The organism is Brunnivagina elsteri CCALA 953, assembly GCF_002289455.1.
Classification (GTDB): domain Bacteria; phylum Cyanobacteriota; class Cyanobacteriia; order Cyanobacteriales; family Nostocaceae; genus Brunnivagina; species Brunnivagina elsteri.
In genome coordinates, this window is the sequence record NZ_NTFS01000131.1 from 1 (window position 1) to 15,525 (window position 15,525).

A 15,525-nucleotide genomic window follows, 5' to 3' on the forward strand; every position below is an offset into this window, starting at 1 on the left:
CTTTGCTACTATAATTGGGTTGAAAAATATTCAATGTCTTTAGTTATTTTACAAAAATAAAAGCATTGATAAAGCCGTAAAGGTAATTTTTCAATTATTCGGCGACATAGCCAAGTGGTAAGGCAGAGGTCTGCAAAACCTCCATCCCCCGGTTCAAATCCGGGTGTCGCCTTCAAGAATATATAAGCGTTGAGAGGCTTTGAGCCTCTTTTTTTAATGTCTTCCCCAGGACGGCTTTCCAATCCTTTACTCAAATTTTAGGTCACTTTAGGTCACTTTAGAGCAACTTTTGGGGTAAATTTGGGGTAAAAATGTAAGGCACAGGTGTTTACCCCAAACTTATATATTGGGGTAAATTTGGGGTAAAAAATGCAGTAAACTAGTGCGTTTGAACTAAATCAATTTGCCCAAATTTCTTTCTCACGAAATCTGCAAGGGTGACAAAGCTATAATTTCTGGCAAATTTCCTGCCCACTTAATAGAAAGTTTCACAGTCCGTAGCGTTATTGAATCTCTCAAAGCTGTACCAGTAGGTCAGTTATTTTGTCACTAATTTACGAAATGCTGTACCTAACAACATCTACTTGTGTACTAATTGCATAATTTCTGTTGATAAGGGGCTTCCAGAAAATAAAATCTTCAAATCGTATATACTTAACGACACTATCACGTTGAGGGTAGGGAGACCTTTCAGGTAAGCGCAAAGCGCAGGCTTCGCCAACGCCACTTTGACGAAGAGAACTGCCGTGCGGGGGTTCCCCCCGTTGAGGCAAGTTCGGGGACGGAAACCGACACCCTTCGGGTACCCTGCGGGAACGCCAAGGGCGAACGCCAGTTCGACGGGACGGAAACCGACACCGCCGACTGGACTCACCGCCAAGTGGACTCACCCTACCACTACAATTGTGGAGAATTTATTTATTGGTGTTCCCGAAATCAATACATATACATAAGTATGTGTAAAATTGCTATTAATCCATTCATAAATTAATCCTAGTGATTACCGGAATTTACTGAAGCTGAATTGTAACTAAGATTGCAACTACTTAAAAACATGATGTAAACCTGATTTATCAAATAGTCGAGCGGAACGTGAAGAAAATCCTGATTTTATCAGCAAATCCAACGAATACATCAAAGCTGCGTCTAGATGAGGAAGTGCGGGAAATTCAGGCAGGATTGGAACGCGCTAAAAATCGAGATAAATTTGAAATTATTACTAAGTGGGCAGTACGTCCAGATGACTTGCGTCGTGCGCTTTTAGACCACGAACCAGAAATAGTCCATTTTTCGGGACATGGTTCGGGGGAAGATGGTTTAGTATTAGAAAATGCGACAGGACAAATGCAGCTAGTCAGTACAGACTCGCTAGTAAGGTTATTTGGATTATTTGAAAAAACTGAATGTGTTTTGTTAAATGCCTGTTACAGCGAAGCTCAAGCAGAGGCAATTTACCAACATGTCGATTGTGTAATTGGGATGAATCAGATAATTGGGGATAGAGCAGCGATCGAGTTTGCAGTGGGTTTTTATGATGCTTTGGGAGCAAACCGCAATTATGATGATGCTTATGAGTTTGGTTGTAGCGCGATCGATTTAGAAGGGATTCCTGAGTCTGCAACCCCAGTATTAAAAAGTCGGATTACTGCGAATAATGATTCAAACTCCAACGGTAATGCTGTCAGTAATCCTGTCGATAATGAAAAACCAGCATTGGAAAACGGTAATTTCCCCAGATTAATATACCCTTTAGAAAATCCCGAAGGACAAGTTCCTCTCGAATCTTCTTTTTATATCGAACGTTTACCGATAGAAACTGATTGTTACCAAGAAATTCTCAAACCTGGTGCGTTAATTCGTGTTAAAGCTCCACGACAGATGGGGAAAACTTCTTTAATGTCGCGAATTCTCCATCATGCGACTCAAAAGGGTTTTCAAGCAGCATCTTTGAATTTTCAAGAAGCTGATGCGGAGTTTCTCACTAGCATAGATGGATTTTTGCGCTGGTTTTGCGGCAATATTACTTACGAACTCAATTTACCAGATAAATTGGATGCTTTTTGGCAAGGGGTTTTAGGTAGCAAGAGTAAATCCACTAAATACTTCGAGCGGTATTTGCTACCAGAAATTCAGCATGGTATCGTTTTGGCTTTGGATGAAGTAGATGAAGTGTTTAAGCATCCAGAAATTGCGGCTGATTTTTTTGGTTTATTGCGATCGTGGCACGAACGGGCAAAAAATGAGCCGATTTGGCAAAAGCTGAGGTTGGTAATTGTCCATTCCAAAGAGGTTTATATTCCCCTAAATATCAATCAATCCCCTTTTAATGTGGGATTACCAATTGAACTACCAGAATTAAATCAATTACAAGTACAAGAACTGGTACAACGTCACGGAATTAATTGGACAGATAAGCAAGTTGAAAGATTAATGCGACTTGTAGGAGGACATCCCTATTTGGTGAGAGTTGCGCTGTATGAAATTGCCCGTGACAGGATGAATTTAGAAGAGTTAATCCAAATAGCACCAACTGAGGAAGGAATCTATAACGACCATTTGCGAAGGCATTTATTGAATTTAGAGCAAGATATAAATTTACTAGCTGCGGTGAAAAAAGTAGTTGCAGCTAAGGTTCCCGTTGACGTAGGAACAACGGAAGCGTTTAAACTCCGCAGTATGGGATTAGTGAAATTTAAGGGGAATACAGTCACACCATTATGCGATTTGTATCGGCAGTATTTTTGCGATCGCTTGGGGGTTAATTGATGAGTTTAAATCCTGTTCCCAATTACTCGTATCAAGTTGGGGGTACTTTACCTAGCGATGCTCTCACATACGTCAAGCGACAAGCTGACGAGGAACTGTATGCAAGCTTGAAAGCAGGGGAATTTTGCTATGTTCTCAATTCCCGACAGATGGGAAAATCGAGCTTGCGGGTACAAACAATGAAACGATTGCAGCAAGAAGGAATTGCCTGTGCTGCGATCGATATTAGTGTGGTGGATGCAACCCCTGAACAATGGTATGCGGGGGTAATTGACAGTATTGCGACTGGCTTAAATTTATACCAATTTGATATTGATACTTGGTGGAGCGAAAACCAATTATTACCTTATGCACAGCGTTTTAGTAACTTTTTAACCGAAGTCGTTTTAGAGTCAATTAATACGCAAATAATTATTTTTATTGATGAAATTGACAGTATTTTGAGCTTGCGATCGCAGTTCAATACCGATGATTTTTTTGCTGCAATTCGAGAATTTTATAACCGTCGAGCAGATAACCCGAAATACAACCGTCTTGCTTTTGCTTTGTTGGGGGTTTCCACACCATCAGATTTAATTCAAGATAAACACCGCACACCCTTTAATATTGGGAGAGCGATCGCACTGGCAGGATTTGAGTTTGCAGAAGCGCAACCACTCGCTCCAGGATTAGCAGAAATTGGTAATCCCCAAGCTTTGCTCCAAGCTGTTTTGGATTGGACAGGGGGACAGCCATTTTTGACCCAGAAGGTTTGTAAATTGCTGTTGCAGGAAATAAAGAACCTCACCCCCAACCCCTCTCCCGAAGTTTTGCGGAAGAAAAATTCTCCCGCAAACTTCTCTTCGCTAGCGGAGAGGGGAGTAATTGAGCATGTGGTTAGGGAGCGGGTAATTAAGAATTGGGAAACCCAGGATGAACCAGAGCATTTAAGGACGATACGCGATCGCATTTTGCGAAGTGGAGAACAGCGAACTGGTAGATTATTGGGTTTGTGTCAGCAAATTATCCAGCAGGGGGAAATAGACGCAGATGACAGTTCCGAGCAAATGGAACTGCGGTTGACGGGGTTGGTGGTAAAGCGTGATGGAAAATTAAGATTTTATAACCGCATTTACGCGGAAGTATTTAACAAAGAATGGTGCGAGAAAATACTCGAACAGTTGCGTCCCTATTCGGAAAACTTTAATTCCTGGGTAACTTCAAATTTTCAAGATGAATCCCGTTTGTTGCGGGGACAAGCTTTGCAGGATGCCCTTGTATGGCGGACTGGTAAAAGTTTAAGTAATTTGGACGATCGATTTTTAACTGATAGTCAGGAATTTGATAAGCGCAAGGTACAAAGTGCTTTGGATGCACAAACAGAAGCTAATCAGATTTTGGCTGAGGCGCAACAGAAAGCAGAACTAGCTTTAGAAGAAGAAAGGAACGCCAATCAGAGGTTCGGTGAAGCACAACGAAAAACCCAGAGACAAATTAAGCTGGGGATTGGGGTATTGGCATTATCTGTGGTGGGTGCGATCGCTGCTTTAGCAGTTGCAGGAAACGCAAAGCAAGAGCAATCTGTAGCAACTTCTGAACGGGATAAAGCAAAGCAAGAATTGGTTGCTGTGACTACACAAAAAAACACAGCAGAACAAGCTGTTACTAAGGCGCAGAAAGAACAAATCAAAGCCATTAATGCAGCAAAAACCGCAACGCAGAATACGAAAGCAGCAAACGATAAGTTTGTGCAAGCACAAGCTTATTTAGACACAGCAACCAAGGAAGTAAACCAGAAAAATCAAGATTTGCAACGGGTGACACAACAGGCGCAAGTTGCAAATGTCAAGGTAAAATCAGCCGAAGCCGCAGTAAATAAAGCCACTGGAGATAAAAAGCAAGCTTTAGCGGATTTGCAAACAGCTAAGAATGAACGCGAACAGGCAGAAAATGCCCGAAAAACTGCCTTACAGGGGCGAAACCAGGCACAGGAACAACAAAAACAAGCACAAAGAGACTTAAAAACAGCGCAGGTTGCTAAGGTTGAGGCAGAAACAGCCCGTCAAACTGCTCTTACAGCTACACGACTAGAACAAGATGGAATAAATTTATTGCGAGTTTCTGAGGAACCGAATATTGATGATTTGCTGTTAGCAATGAAAGCTGGAAGGGAGTTGAAAAGTTTAGTTAAAGATAAAAAATCTCTAGCTGATTATCCCGCGTATAGTCCTGTGTTTAGTTTACAGACCACTTTATTAAACATTCGCGAGAAAAATCGCTTAGAGGGGCATACATTTTCGGTCAGCAGCGTCGTTTACAGCCCGGATGGCAAAACCATCGCTTCTGCAAGTAGTGACAACACCATCAAGTTGTGGAATGTCGCCATAGGAAAAGAAATTTCCACCCTGACTGGGCATGAAAATTCGGTCAACAGCGTCGTTTACAGCCCGGATGGCAAAACCATCGCTTCTGCAAGTCGTGACGGAACCATCAAATTGTGGAATGTCGCCACAGGTAAAGAAATTTCCACCCTGACTGGGCATAAATCTTGGGTCAACAGCGTCGTTTACAGCCCGGATGGCAAAACCATCGCTTCTGCAAGTCGTGACGGAACCATCAAATTGTGGAATGTCGCCACAGGTAGAGAAATTTCTACCCTGACTGGGCATGAAAATTCGGTCAACAGCGTCGTTTACAGCCCTGATGGCAAAACCATCGCTTCTGCAAGTGATGTTGACAACACGATTAAGTTGTGGAATGTCGCCACAGGTAAAGAGATTTTCACCTTCACTGGGCATAAATTTTCGGTCAACAGCGTCGTTTACAGCCCGGATGGCAAAACCATCGCTTCTGCAAGTGTTGACAACACCATCAAGTTGTGGAATGTCGCCACAGGAAAAGAAATTTCCACCCTGACTGGGCATGAAAATTTGGTCAACAGCGTGGTTTATAGCCCCGATAGGAAAACTTTAGCTTCTGCAAGTGATAACAACACCATCAAATTGTGGAATGTTGCCACAGGAAAAGAAATTTCTACCCTGACTCGGCATGGCTCTGATGTCAACAGCATCGTTTACAGTCCGGATGGCAAAACCATCGCTTCTGGAAGTAGTGACAAGAGCATCAAATTGTGGAATGTTGCCACAGGTAAAGAAATTTCCACCCTCACTGGGCATGGCTCTGATGTCAAAAGCATCGTTTACAGTCCGGATGGCAAAATCATCGCTTCTGGAAGTAGTGACAAGAGCATCAAATTGTGGAATGTCGCCACAGGAAAAGAAATTTCCACCCTGACTGGGCATAAATCTTCGGTCAACAGCGTCGTTTACAGCCCGGATGGCGAAACCGTCGCTTCTGGAAGTCGTGACAAGAGCATCAAATTGTGGAATGTTGCCACAGGAAAAGAAATTTCCACCCTGACTGGGCATAAATCTTCGGTCAACAGCGTCGTTTACAGCCCAGATGGCAAAACCATCGCTTCTGCAAGTAGTGATAACACGATCAAGTTGTGGAATATCGCCACAGGAAAAAAAATTTCCACCCTCACTGGGCATAAATCTTCGGTCAACAGCATCGTTTACAGCCCGGATGGCAAAACCGTCGCTTCTGGAAGTCGTGACAATACCATCAAATTGTGGAATGTCGCCACAGGTAAAGTGATTTCCACCCTGACTGGGCATACATTTTCGGTCAACAGCGTCGTTTACAGCCCAGATGGCAAAACCATCGCTTCTGCAGGTGACTACACCATCAAATTGTGGAATTTGGATTTAGATAATTTACTCGCGCAGGGATGTGTATGGTTGGAAGGTTATTTGGCTAGCCATCCTGATGCGGCTAAGGTGTGTCCTCGTTAATGATAAAATTAAATATAGAACCCCTCTCCAAACCTCTCCCCCACAGGGAGAGAGGCTTAATATCTGGATTTTGACATTAAAAAAGTCGCGGGAATTGGAATGCGAAGCTTGCGCGACGTAAGTCGTTCGCACTTGTTCAAGGTTACGGGAATTAGAATGCGATCGCACTTGCTCAAGGTTACGGGAATTAGAATGCGATCGCGCTTTCTCAAGTTTATGGGAATTGGAATGCGATCGCACTTGTTCAAGGTTATGGGAATTGGAATGCGATCGCACTTGCTCAAGGTTACGGGAATTGGAATGCGATCGCGCTTTCTCAGGGTTATGGGAATTGGAATGCGATCGCACTTGCTCAAGGTTACGGGAATTGGAATGCGATCGCACTTTCTCAAGGTTACGGGAATTAGAATGCGATCGTACTTGTTTAAGGTTATGGAGATTAGAATGCGATATGCCTTTGGCATTAAGCTCCGCTTATCGCACTTTCTCAAGATTACGGGAATTGGAATGCGATCGCACTTGTTCAAGATTACGGGAAATTAGAATGCGATCGTACTTTCTCAAGGTTACGGAGATTGGAATGCGATCGCGCTTTCTCAAGATTACGGGAATTGGAATGCGATCGCACTTTCTCAAGGTTACGGGAATTAGAATGCGATCGCACTTTCTCAAGGTTACGGGAATTAGAATGCGATCGCGCTTTCTCAAGATTACGGGAATTGGAATGCGATCGTACTTGCTCAAGATTACGGGAATTGGAATGCGATCGCACTTGTTCAAGGTTATGGAGATTGGAATGCGATCGCACTTGTTCAAGGTTACGGGAATTGGAATGCGATCGTACTTGCTCAAGGTTACGGGAATTGGAATGCGATCGTACTTGCTCAAGGTTACGGGAATTGGAATGCGATCGCACTTGCTCAAGGTTACGGGAATTGGAATGCGATCGCACTTTCTCAGGGTTATGGGAATTGGAATGCGATATGCCTTTGGCATTAAGCTCCGCTTATCGCACTTTCTCAGGGTTATGGGAATTGGAATGCGATCGCGCTTTCTCAAGGTTACAGAATTAGAATGCGATCGCGCTTTCTCAAGGTTACGGGAATTGGAATGCGATATGCCTTTGGCATTAAGCTCCGCTTATCGCACTTGCTCAAGGTTACGGGAATTGGAATGCGATCGCGCTTTCTCAGGGTTATGGGAATTGGAATGCGATATGCCTTTGGCATTAAGCTCCGCTTATCGCACTTGCTCAATGCTATAACTCTGGTACTTGCAAGTTATCATTCTTACCTGCATAGTGCTTGTAAATAACTTCTGGCGAATTTCCTACCCACTTAGCAACATCTTTTGCATCAATGTCCGTTTCTAGGCACAAGGTAATAAATGTGTGCCGACATTGATATGGTTTGCGGTACTCGCTGACAATCCCTTGTTTCACCAAATTAGTTACAATCCCATCGATGTGGGAACCGTGGCGATTTTTGTAACCTCTCCAGGCATGGTGGAGAAAGTCTCCAAAGTCTACAATCCCTCCTTTCTTACTCTTGAAAAGAAATTCATCAAGCTTGCAGTGAATTGGCTTTATCAATTCCAACATCTCCCGTAGCTGGTTGTTGATGGGAAAACGTCTTTGAGATTGGGTTTTTAGTCCTTTCTTTACGGTAACTCCTGTAGAGCTAACAGTAACAGCTTGTTCAATGGTAATGAATTTATCACCGATATGCTTCCATTGAAGTGCGATCGCTTCCGATGGTCTACAACCAGTGAAAAATAAAAACTTCACTAGAGGTGCATAATAACCATAAAGTTTGCTTTCTTCAAAGGCTTGAATGATGGCATCACGTTCTTCTCTGGTAAAAGGATTGATGTCATTTTCGTAACGACTAGACTTGGGAATTTGGACATCTTTTGCCATACCACTAAAAGGATTGGATTCAATGAGGTTGCTTTTCAATGCCCAATTACAACAAGCATTAATATTAGTCAAAGTACGCTTGGCAGAATTGGGACTGAGATTAGCTACTAAATAATTACGTATTGCAACAGCATCTTTTAAATTCTTGCTGGGCAAGCTCGCTATATGATTGCGATATTTTCGATAATCGATCGCATAAGTAGATTGGCTAACTTGGTTTTTTTTGAATTCAACATACTGTTCCCACAGTGCAAGTAAGTCTAGTTTTGTAGAAGATGAAGAAACTACGGGAATTTGATTGAGGGGAATAGCTGGTTTATACTTGCTTAGACTGACATCGAATTCTCCATAATCGATATCACGTTGGATTTTCGCTGCTAAAACCATTGCTTGTTGTCTTCCCAAAGGATTATCGTCATACCCAGTAGAGTGATAAAAGCGCTTGTTGATGGTTTTTCCATCTGAGTTAATTATGGGATGGGAAAAGACCAATTGCAACCTTCCATTCGAGTTTTTGATCTGAATCGAACCCATGAATGCTTTGTCCTTGTGAGTTGTTTGAACGCATAATTTTTCGACTTAGACTAAAAACGGCTAAAAATTAGAGTCCTCAACTGTTAGTGTTTTTTCTGTGAGCTTTTGGCTAATAGTGAACCGCTCGAAGTATAATTTGCATTTTTTTACTACCGTGAGGTATATCTCATATCAAGAATTACGTTTACGTTTTTCCTGGCTTGATGGAAGAGAGGATAGATAATTCGCGATCGCACTCAGATGTGCTTGGGGATTGCTTTTATGATTTTGTAGCCAGTCCAATACTAGAGAAATGTTATATCTTATGACTTTAGAATTAACGGCAATCCAATGAATATCTTTTTGTAATTTACCTTGCCGTCGATATCTCTTGAGAGTCTCACTTGATAAACCTGTGAGTTGGGCAGCTGTTTGCTTATTTACAAATTGATAATGAGGTAAGTTAGGAATTACTTCTGCATTTTTCATTTAGATCGAAGTCCTTAAAATATCAAGTGCAAAGAAGAAGTTATTAAAAGATAGTACCCAGAGTATTTAATCCAGAAACTATGATACTTAACTTAGGTTATCTTGGTTCATTTATACATAATTTTGATTATGTGAGCAATATTATATTTTTGAGAAAACAACTTACAATCGATTATTTATTTGATTGTAAGTCTTCAAATACATAAGGTATAAACATCAGTATCACTTTAGCAATAAAAATATTTATGACTACTGACATAAGGCATTTTATGTCCTTGTACTAGTTAGCAAATACTGAATTAGGAGCATACTAAATATAGTAATTTTTCGGACTCAACAAAGATGCTAGAGGCTGTCAATTGCTCAACTATCACTGACTATGGCGACCTCCAATACATCTCTGACATCGTTAGCCAGGTATTGGATAACAAACGAGAACTAAGCTCAATAAAAGATGTCCAAAGAGCATTAAAGGAATTGAGCTTAGAACGAGGAAGAGAAATTCAAATGAACTTAGTATTTGAGGAGGATAAACTTACAGGATTTAATTTTTCATTTAAAGCATCGTCTTCACAAACTACGGCAACCATTTCGTTTAAACAGCAAATCGACATAAAATCTGGGAGAGGAGATTTAGTAACTCCACCAAATCAAACTAATGCTCTCGATATTTTCCTAACAATAAAAAAAGGAAATATATCAATACCATCCTCATGTACGGGAGAAATTACTGTCTTACAAGAGCCAAAAGTTCTAGACGAGCAAATTATTTCTCCTGATGTTTCAGAAATTACTACATCAATCTCTCCCAGATTAACTAAAACAAATCCAGGCTTAACTGGGGTTGCACACCAATTAGTGTCGCAAAATGAAATTAATGGCTTGTGGTTAGCAGGTTTAAGTCTCAAAAGTGGAACTTATTTGATATCTAATTTGTCCAAAGAAGATAAATTTGATATCCATACCGCAGGAATAGAGCTAATCAAACGCTTTCAAAAAATATTACCAGAAGAATTTGTTGCTTTAAAAGCAAGAGGCAGACCTAAAAACATAGAATGGAAAGACCCAAAATCAAATAAAAAATACCAATTCTACTTTAATTTTTCTGAAATGAATCTGTTTGGTGATATCACCAAACATACATCATTAAAAGGATTTGAATTAACATCTAATTCAAATTCTATGAAGCCAGTATTTATTGCTAAGTTAGTTGATGAAAAATATAACCATTGGAGCATAGAGAAATGTGATTTTACAAAAAAACAGATTCAATCCTTAAGCTTTGCCACTAAATCCACACTATCCAATTGTTCGACCGCATTAAATCATGCGGTTGACGGTTTTTCATATCAATGATAAACAAACTAGTAAATTATTATTAATCATGCTGGAGAAAATCAAGCGATGCTTTACAAAAGCTTATACTTTTGTCGTTATATATTGTTCGACACAAAATCAAATCAATAATAATGCAGTTATACTCTCATTTTTGAGCTTGATTTATGTCGCTATAAAAGAACCTCTTGTAGTCGGTATTATTCTATCTATATCGCTATTTTTTTACTGTTTGAATAGATTAATTGCTTTTATTCCCTATCTCAACTATTTCGTTAAAGTCAAAATCCGTTTTTGGCATATTGCTGGATTAATCATTGGATTGACAGCAACATTAACAATCTTTGAAATGCCAGCACAAGCCATTTTCTTAAGTGGTTTAGAACAATTTTTAACTGATATAGCTCAACAAAGCTCCACAGGAGGAACAAGTTCAATTGACCCACAAGCAATAACTTTGGTTTTCAATGCGATTCGTGGGGTGTTTTTACTATTAGTAGGAGTTGCAGCATTATTTGCCTACAACCAAGCACAACAAGGCAATGATTGGAGACCAATTGCAACTCAAGCTGGGTTAGCAATTGGTATTATTCTCACAATTGATGTAATTACTTTTCTTTTTATTGGTAATGGGACTGGTGGAACAACCGGAGGATAAGATTAAATGTTTTCAGAAAAAGAAGCAATTAGGGTTAATAAGATATTAGGTAAACAAGCAGGATTTGGTCCCATTCCAGCCAATCAAATTCTGCCTTGGTTTGCCATTATTACTATTTCCTATTTTATCTTTGATGGATTATTAGGTTGGGGAATACCCAAAGTAGTAGTTATTAGCTTTTGGTTAATCTTGAGTTGGTGGTTTGTGACTGGGAAAGACCCAGATAAATATGTTAATAGATTTCGCAAACCAAAAGGTAAAAATTGGCTTGTTGGTGGAGCCGTCTATATGTCTCCTACAAGGAAAGTTAGAAGTAAATAAGTATTAACAAAAACTATAAAAACAAGGATAATGAAAGGTCAAATTAAACCAATCAACTCTACAAACCAAAATAATCAAAAATCACAATATATACCCTTTGAAAATGAACTCGACCTCTGCTGTATGGTTCGGATTGAAAGGGATAATCGTAGTATTGGAGCATTTTTGCTTAACCAAGGTGATATATCTGACGAGAATAAATTTCAAGTCGTTTTTGCATTCCAAATTAAAGGTATTCATGACCAACTTTACCCTGAAGAAATCACCGCAATATCAACTGGAATATCCGAAGGAATGAAATCTATCCTGACAGGAGAAAAATGCACATTCCTCTTAGGAAGATATTCAGATGATTTAATTAGGCAAGAACATCTTAATCATCTTGCTGAAAATTGTTCTTTAAAATTACCAACTATTTTAATTCGCAATGAACAAGCAAGAGTTCAGGAGTTAACTCGCAAAGGAGCAAGGTCAACTTGGCAGCAAATTATATTTTGTACCTGGACTGCGGATGCATTTGGGGAAAATAAAAATGACCCTTTATCTAAACTAATTTATAACACAATTAAATCAGGACGTTTTTTATTAGATAATTTTACCGGACGTATATCTCAACGACAAGAACAACTTCTTAGCCAAGTTTTAATGAAAGCATATACTGAGGGCTTTTTACAATGGGAAATGTTGTTTAATACTAAAGCTGGATTGGAAATTAAACCACTCAATGATACAGAATTATGGTCGTGGTTATGGGGTAGATTTAATCAATATTCGCCTCCTTCTATCCCTCAGCTTTTAGTTTTACAAGAAGATAAAGATAGCGGTATTCAACTAACAGAAATTCAAAACTCTTTTAAACATGCCACAACAATTTTAATTACCGGAGAAAGAGGTAGAAGTTCCTGTCCCGAACATCGTCAATGCACCAACCGCATCTACATCAAAGATAAAGTCTGCGGTGTTTTAACGATGGCAGATACCGTACCCGCTTGGATAAGTGCGAAAGAACAAATCGCATGGATGTGGAAAATACTGAGTGCAAATCATGTTCATGATACCGAAGTATGGGTGGAAGTTTCCCCCGCAAATCGTTATCTCACGGAAGACAATTTACAACGTCAAGCAAAACAAACCAAGGTTGCCAGAGAACGCGCATTTTTGAAGGGAAGTGGTAGAGATGTAGGTGCGGAAATCAAGCAAGAAGAAAGTTTTGATGCACAGAAGAAATTATACAAAGGAGCAGTTCCCCTCAACTGTGCGGTGGTGTTTTTGGTTTACCGCGAAAATACAGAAAGCTTGGATTTAGCCTGTGACTTACTCTGTAACAGCTTTGGTACAGCCAAAGTAGTGCGGGAAAAGCACATCGCATCGCAAATCTGGTTGGAAACTTTACCCATCACGTGGAGAAGAATTTTACACTCCAGTTCAATTTTGAGCGAGCGTAGATTGGTACTGGAAAGTGAAACCATTGCGGGAGTTTTACCTTTAACCCTTCCCAAAGAATTGGATAGCCAGGGAGTCGAATTTTTAACTAACCGTGGAGGTAAACCAGTACACATCGACTTATTCTCCCATACCCAACATGCCTTAATTACCGGGAAAACAGGCTCTGGGAAATCAGTATTGCTGTGGCGATTTATGCTTGATGCTTTGTCGCAGGGAATACCAGTAGTGGGAATGGATATCCCCGCAGCTGATGGGGAAAGTTCTTTCAAGACAGCGATCGCACTACTAGGAGATGCAGGAGCATATTTCGATTTATCCCGTGCTTCCAATAACTTGATGGAACCTCCAGATTTACGTAGCTTCGATTCGGAGGAACGAGCTTCACGGATGAAATCATGGCGTTCGTTTATACGTAATGCTCTGGGAGTCATCGTCATGGGACGTTTGGATGCACCGCATTTAGCACAGAGGGTTGACGCGATATTATTGCGATCGCTCGACAATTTTCTCAGCGATTCAGACATAATCGAGCGTTATAATCTCGCATTTTCCAAGGGTTGGAAATCTCCTGAATGGCAAGATATACCCATCTTAAAGGATTTTACCCGTTTCTGTTCCATTGCTCGACTCAATATCCAAAAACCCGAAGCAATTGACCACCAAGCCATCAATCAAATTACCAGCCAAATTGCGGCTTTATTGGTGAGTCCATTGGGTAATGCGATCGCACTTCCCAGCAGTTTCTCCCCAGAACCGATGGTTAAATTTTACGCATTAACTGGGCTAAGTAACGACCAAGATTCCTATACAATGGCAGTTGCAGCTAAAGCCGCATGTTTGCGTGTCGCTCTTTCCTACCCGAAAAGCTTGTTTATCGGTGACGAACTTTCGGTGTTGTTCCGTAAGGATGGATTCAGCACGATGGTTGGCGAACTCTGCGCTACCGCACGTAAGGATGGTTTGAGTATAGTTTTATCTAGTCAAGACCCGGATACGATTTGCCAATCTTCAGCAGCAGCAATGATTATGCAGAATATCAGCTACCGAATTACTGGTTGCATTACGTCAAATGCGGTTGCATCGTTCCAGAATTATCTTTCGTATCCCGTCGAAATCATCGCTCAAAATGCTTCAGAATCCTTTTTTCCCCGACGTTCAGATTTGTACTCATGTTGGTTAATCGAGAAAGGAGGACGTTTTTGGCAGACTCGATTTTATCCCGGAGAAATGTCTCTAGCAGCAGTCGCAACAAATCAGGAGGAACGAATTGCACGTCGAGAAATTTTATCTCAATATCCCAATACTTTGAAAGGGAAATTACAAGGATTAGCTGATTTTACTAAGGTTTATGTTGTAGCAATTAAAGAGAATAAAGATTTTTCACATATTAATGAAGGAGTAAAAAATGTACAAGACAAAGAAGAGAAAACCCTTACCAATACGTAGATTAAAAGGGAAAATAAAAAGTATTTCTCTAATTGGGATAACCGTTTTAAGTTTGAGTGTTACTGCAATTAATTCATCATTTGCAGCGACTTTAGATACAAACCAAAATCGTGATATTTCTCAAACTGCTAATTCAACATTCAACAAAAACTCATCCGAGCAAATTCAAGGATTTATAAATGATGTACGTTCCTTTGCTCGTGGTGACTTCTTTGGCAGCATTACACAACTTATCAAAAATGCGATTGGTTCCGTCGAAATCCCTGATTTGGGTGAAGTTGTCAGCGAAATCATGAAAGGTTCGTTACCTGAAGATGGAGTTATAGCAAACAAGTTGGAAAATAATATTCCCAATTCCTATGCAATTCGCCAAGATATAGCGAATCAAAGCGAAAGATTAGGAGCAATTGAAGTAGCACAAATTAAAACTCTTTCTAAAAATGCTCAACAACAATCTAAATCAACGCTCAATAAAAGTGAAAATTCGGAACTAGAATCAAGCCAGATGTCTGATGATTCGCAAAATTCTGATACTTCGCAGCAAATTTTGCAAAATATCTCTAAACAACTGAAAAGTAATACGACAATTGCTGATTTACAATTACAAGAAGCATCGCAAGCAAGACAAGATAGAGCTTTAGGATTAACTTTAACTGCTCAAACTGCACAGGAATTGAATGCAGTAAATACAAGAGAAAGACAAAGTGCGATCGCAACTGGAAATAGTGCTGTCTCTCAATCTTCATTACTCGTAATGCCAGGTGGTTCCGTATTTAGCAAGTAGAGGAGTGGGGGAG

General features: G+C 40.2%; 12 protein-coding genes and 1 tRNA gene. 11 read left to right on the forward strand and 2 right to left on the reverse strand.

Annotation, left to right across the window (positions count from 1 at the left end; genetic code table 11):
• Positions 1-100: 100 nt before the first annotated feature.
• From CK510_RS13370 to CK510_RS13385, 6 genes are all read left to right on the forward strand, one after another.
• Positions 101-172 (forward strand) — tRNA-Cys (locus tag CK510_RS13370).
• A gap of 592 nt (positions 173-764) precedes the next feature.
• Positions 765-953 (forward strand): hypothetical protein, encoded by a 189-nt coding sequence (locus CK510_RS31000; RefSeq protein WP_143289294.1) that lies wholly within the window; start codon positions 765-767, stop codon positions 951-953.
• Positions 954-1,092: 139 nt separating this feature from the next.
• Positions 1,093-2,766 carry an AAA-like domain-containing protein gene (locus CK510_RS13375; RefSeq protein ID WP_095722175.1) on the forward strand — a complete coding sequence of 558 codons (1,674 nt, stop codon included), beginning with the start codon at positions 1,093-1,095 and terminating at the stop codon, positions 2,764-2,766.
• Complete coding sequence (locus CK510_RS13380; RefSeq protein WP_095722176.1) at positions 2,766-6,602, forward strand: WD40 domain-containing protein; 3,837 nt, start codon at positions 2,766-2,768, stop codon at positions 6,600-6,602. The genes CK510_RS13375 and CK510_RS13380 overlap by 1 nt, the downstream gene beginning before the upstream one ends.
• Before the next feature lie 99 nt (positions 6,603-6,701).
• Positions 6,702-7,145, forward strand: a complete 444-nt coding sequence (locus CK510_RS31005; protein WP_143289295.1) for a hypothetical protein — start codon at positions 6,702-6,704, stop codon at positions 7,143-7,145.
• Positions 7,054-7,866, forward strand: coding sequence for a hypothetical protein (locus CK510_RS13385; RefSeq protein WP_095722177.1), 813 nt, complete (start codon positions 7,054-7,056; stop codon positions 7,864-7,866). Before CK510_RS31005 ends, CK510_RS13385 begins: the two co-directional genes overlap by 92 nt.
• Here CK510_RS13385 and CK510_RS13390 read toward each other — a convergent pair.
• Complete coding sequence (locus CK510_RS13390; protein WP_095722178.1) at positions 7,861-9,054, reverse strand: tyrosine-type recombinase/integrase; 1,194 nt, start codon at positions 9,052-9,054, stop codon at positions 7,861-7,863. The genes CK510_RS13385 and CK510_RS13390 overlap by 6 nt on opposite strands.
• Positions 9,055-9,225: 171 nt before the next feature.
• On the reverse strand, positions 9,226-9,522 hold the full coding sequence (locus tag CK510_RS13395) for a transmembrane 268 family protein (RefSeq protein ID WP_095722179.1): 297 nt from the start codon (positions 9,520-9,522) through the stop codon (positions 9,226-9,228).
• A 342-nt stretch (positions 9,523-9,864) separates the two neighbouring features.
• Here CK510_RS13395 and CK510_RS13400 point away from each other — a divergent pair, with 342 nt between their 5' ends.
• Genes CK510_RS13400 through CK510_RS13420 form a run of 5 tightly spaced genes read left to right on the forward strand, consistent with a single transcriptional unit; the run spans position 9,865 to position 15,512 of the window.
• A complete protein-coding gene (locus CK510_RS13400; RefSeq protein WP_095722180.1) occupies positions 9,865-10,878 on the forward strand; it encodes a hypothetical protein in 1,014 nt (337 codons plus the stop codon).
• Positions 10,850-11,515 (forward strand): hypothetical protein, encoded by a 666-nt coding sequence (locus tag CK510_RS13405; RefSeq protein ID WP_245912132.1) that lies wholly within the window; start codon positions 10,850-10,852, stop codon positions 11,513-11,515. The genes CK510_RS13400 and CK510_RS13405 overlap by 29 nt, the downstream gene beginning before the upstream one ends.
• 6 nt (positions 11,516-11,521) lie before the next feature.
• Complete coding sequence (locus CK510_RS13410) at positions 11,522-11,836, forward strand: hypothetical protein (RefSeq protein ID WP_095722181.1); 315 nt, start codon at positions 11,522-11,524, stop codon at positions 11,834-11,836.
• 30 nt (positions 11,837-11,866) lie between these two features.
• On the forward strand, positions 11,867-14,728 hold the full coding sequence (locus CK510_RS13415) for a putative type IV secretion/conjugal transfer ATPase (protein WP_095722182.1): 2,862 nt from the start codon (positions 11,867-11,869) through the stop codon (positions 14,726-14,728).
• Complete coding sequence (locus tag CK510_RS13420; RefSeq protein WP_095722183.1) at positions 14,688-15,512, forward strand: hypothetical protein; 825 nt, start codon at positions 14,688-14,690, stop codon at positions 15,510-15,512. The genes CK510_RS13415 and CK510_RS13420 overlap by 41 nt, the downstream gene beginning before the upstream one ends.
• Positions 15,513-15,525 lie beyond the last annotated feature (13 nt).

Coding starts and splice junctions, on each gene's coding strand:
- CK510_RS13420 (WP_095722183.1), top strand. CDS start 14,688: ATGTACAAGACAAAGAAGAGAAAACCCTTACCAATACGTAGATTAAAA.
- CK510_RS13390 (WP_095722178.1), bottom strand. CDS start 9,054: ATGGGTTCGATTCAGATCAAAAACTCGAATGGAAGGTTGCAATTGGTC.
- CK510_RS13405 (WP_245912132.1), top strand. CDS start 10,850: ATGCGGTTGACGGTTTTTCATATCAATGATAAACAAACTAGTAAATTA.
- CK510_RS13415 (WP_095722182.1), top strand. CDS start 11,867: ATGAAAGGTCAAATTAAACCAATCAACTCTACAAACCAAAATAATCAA.
- CK510_RS13385 (WP_095722177.1), top strand. CDS start 7,054: ATGCCTTTGGCATTAAGCTCCGCTTATCGCACTTTCTCAAGATTACGG.
- CK510_RS13380 (WP_095722176.1), top strand. CDS start 2,766: ATGAGTTTAAATCCTGTTCCCAATTACTCGTATCAAGTTGGGGGTACT.
- CK510_RS13410 (WP_095722181.1), top strand. CDS start 11,522: ATGTTTTCAGAAAAAGAAGCAATTAGGGTTAATAAGATATTAGGTAAA.
- CK510_RS31005 (WP_143289295.1), top strand. CDS start 6,702: ATGCGAAGCTTGCGCGACGTAAGTCGTTCGCACTTGTTCAAGGTTACG.
- CK510_RS13395 (WP_095722179.1), bottom strand. CDS start 9,522: ATGAAAAATGCAGAAGTAATTCCTAACTTACCTCATTATCAATTTGTA.
- CK510_RS13400 (WP_095722180.1), top strand. CDS start 9,865: ATGCTAGAGGCTGTCAATTGCTCAACTATCACTGACTATGGCGACCTC.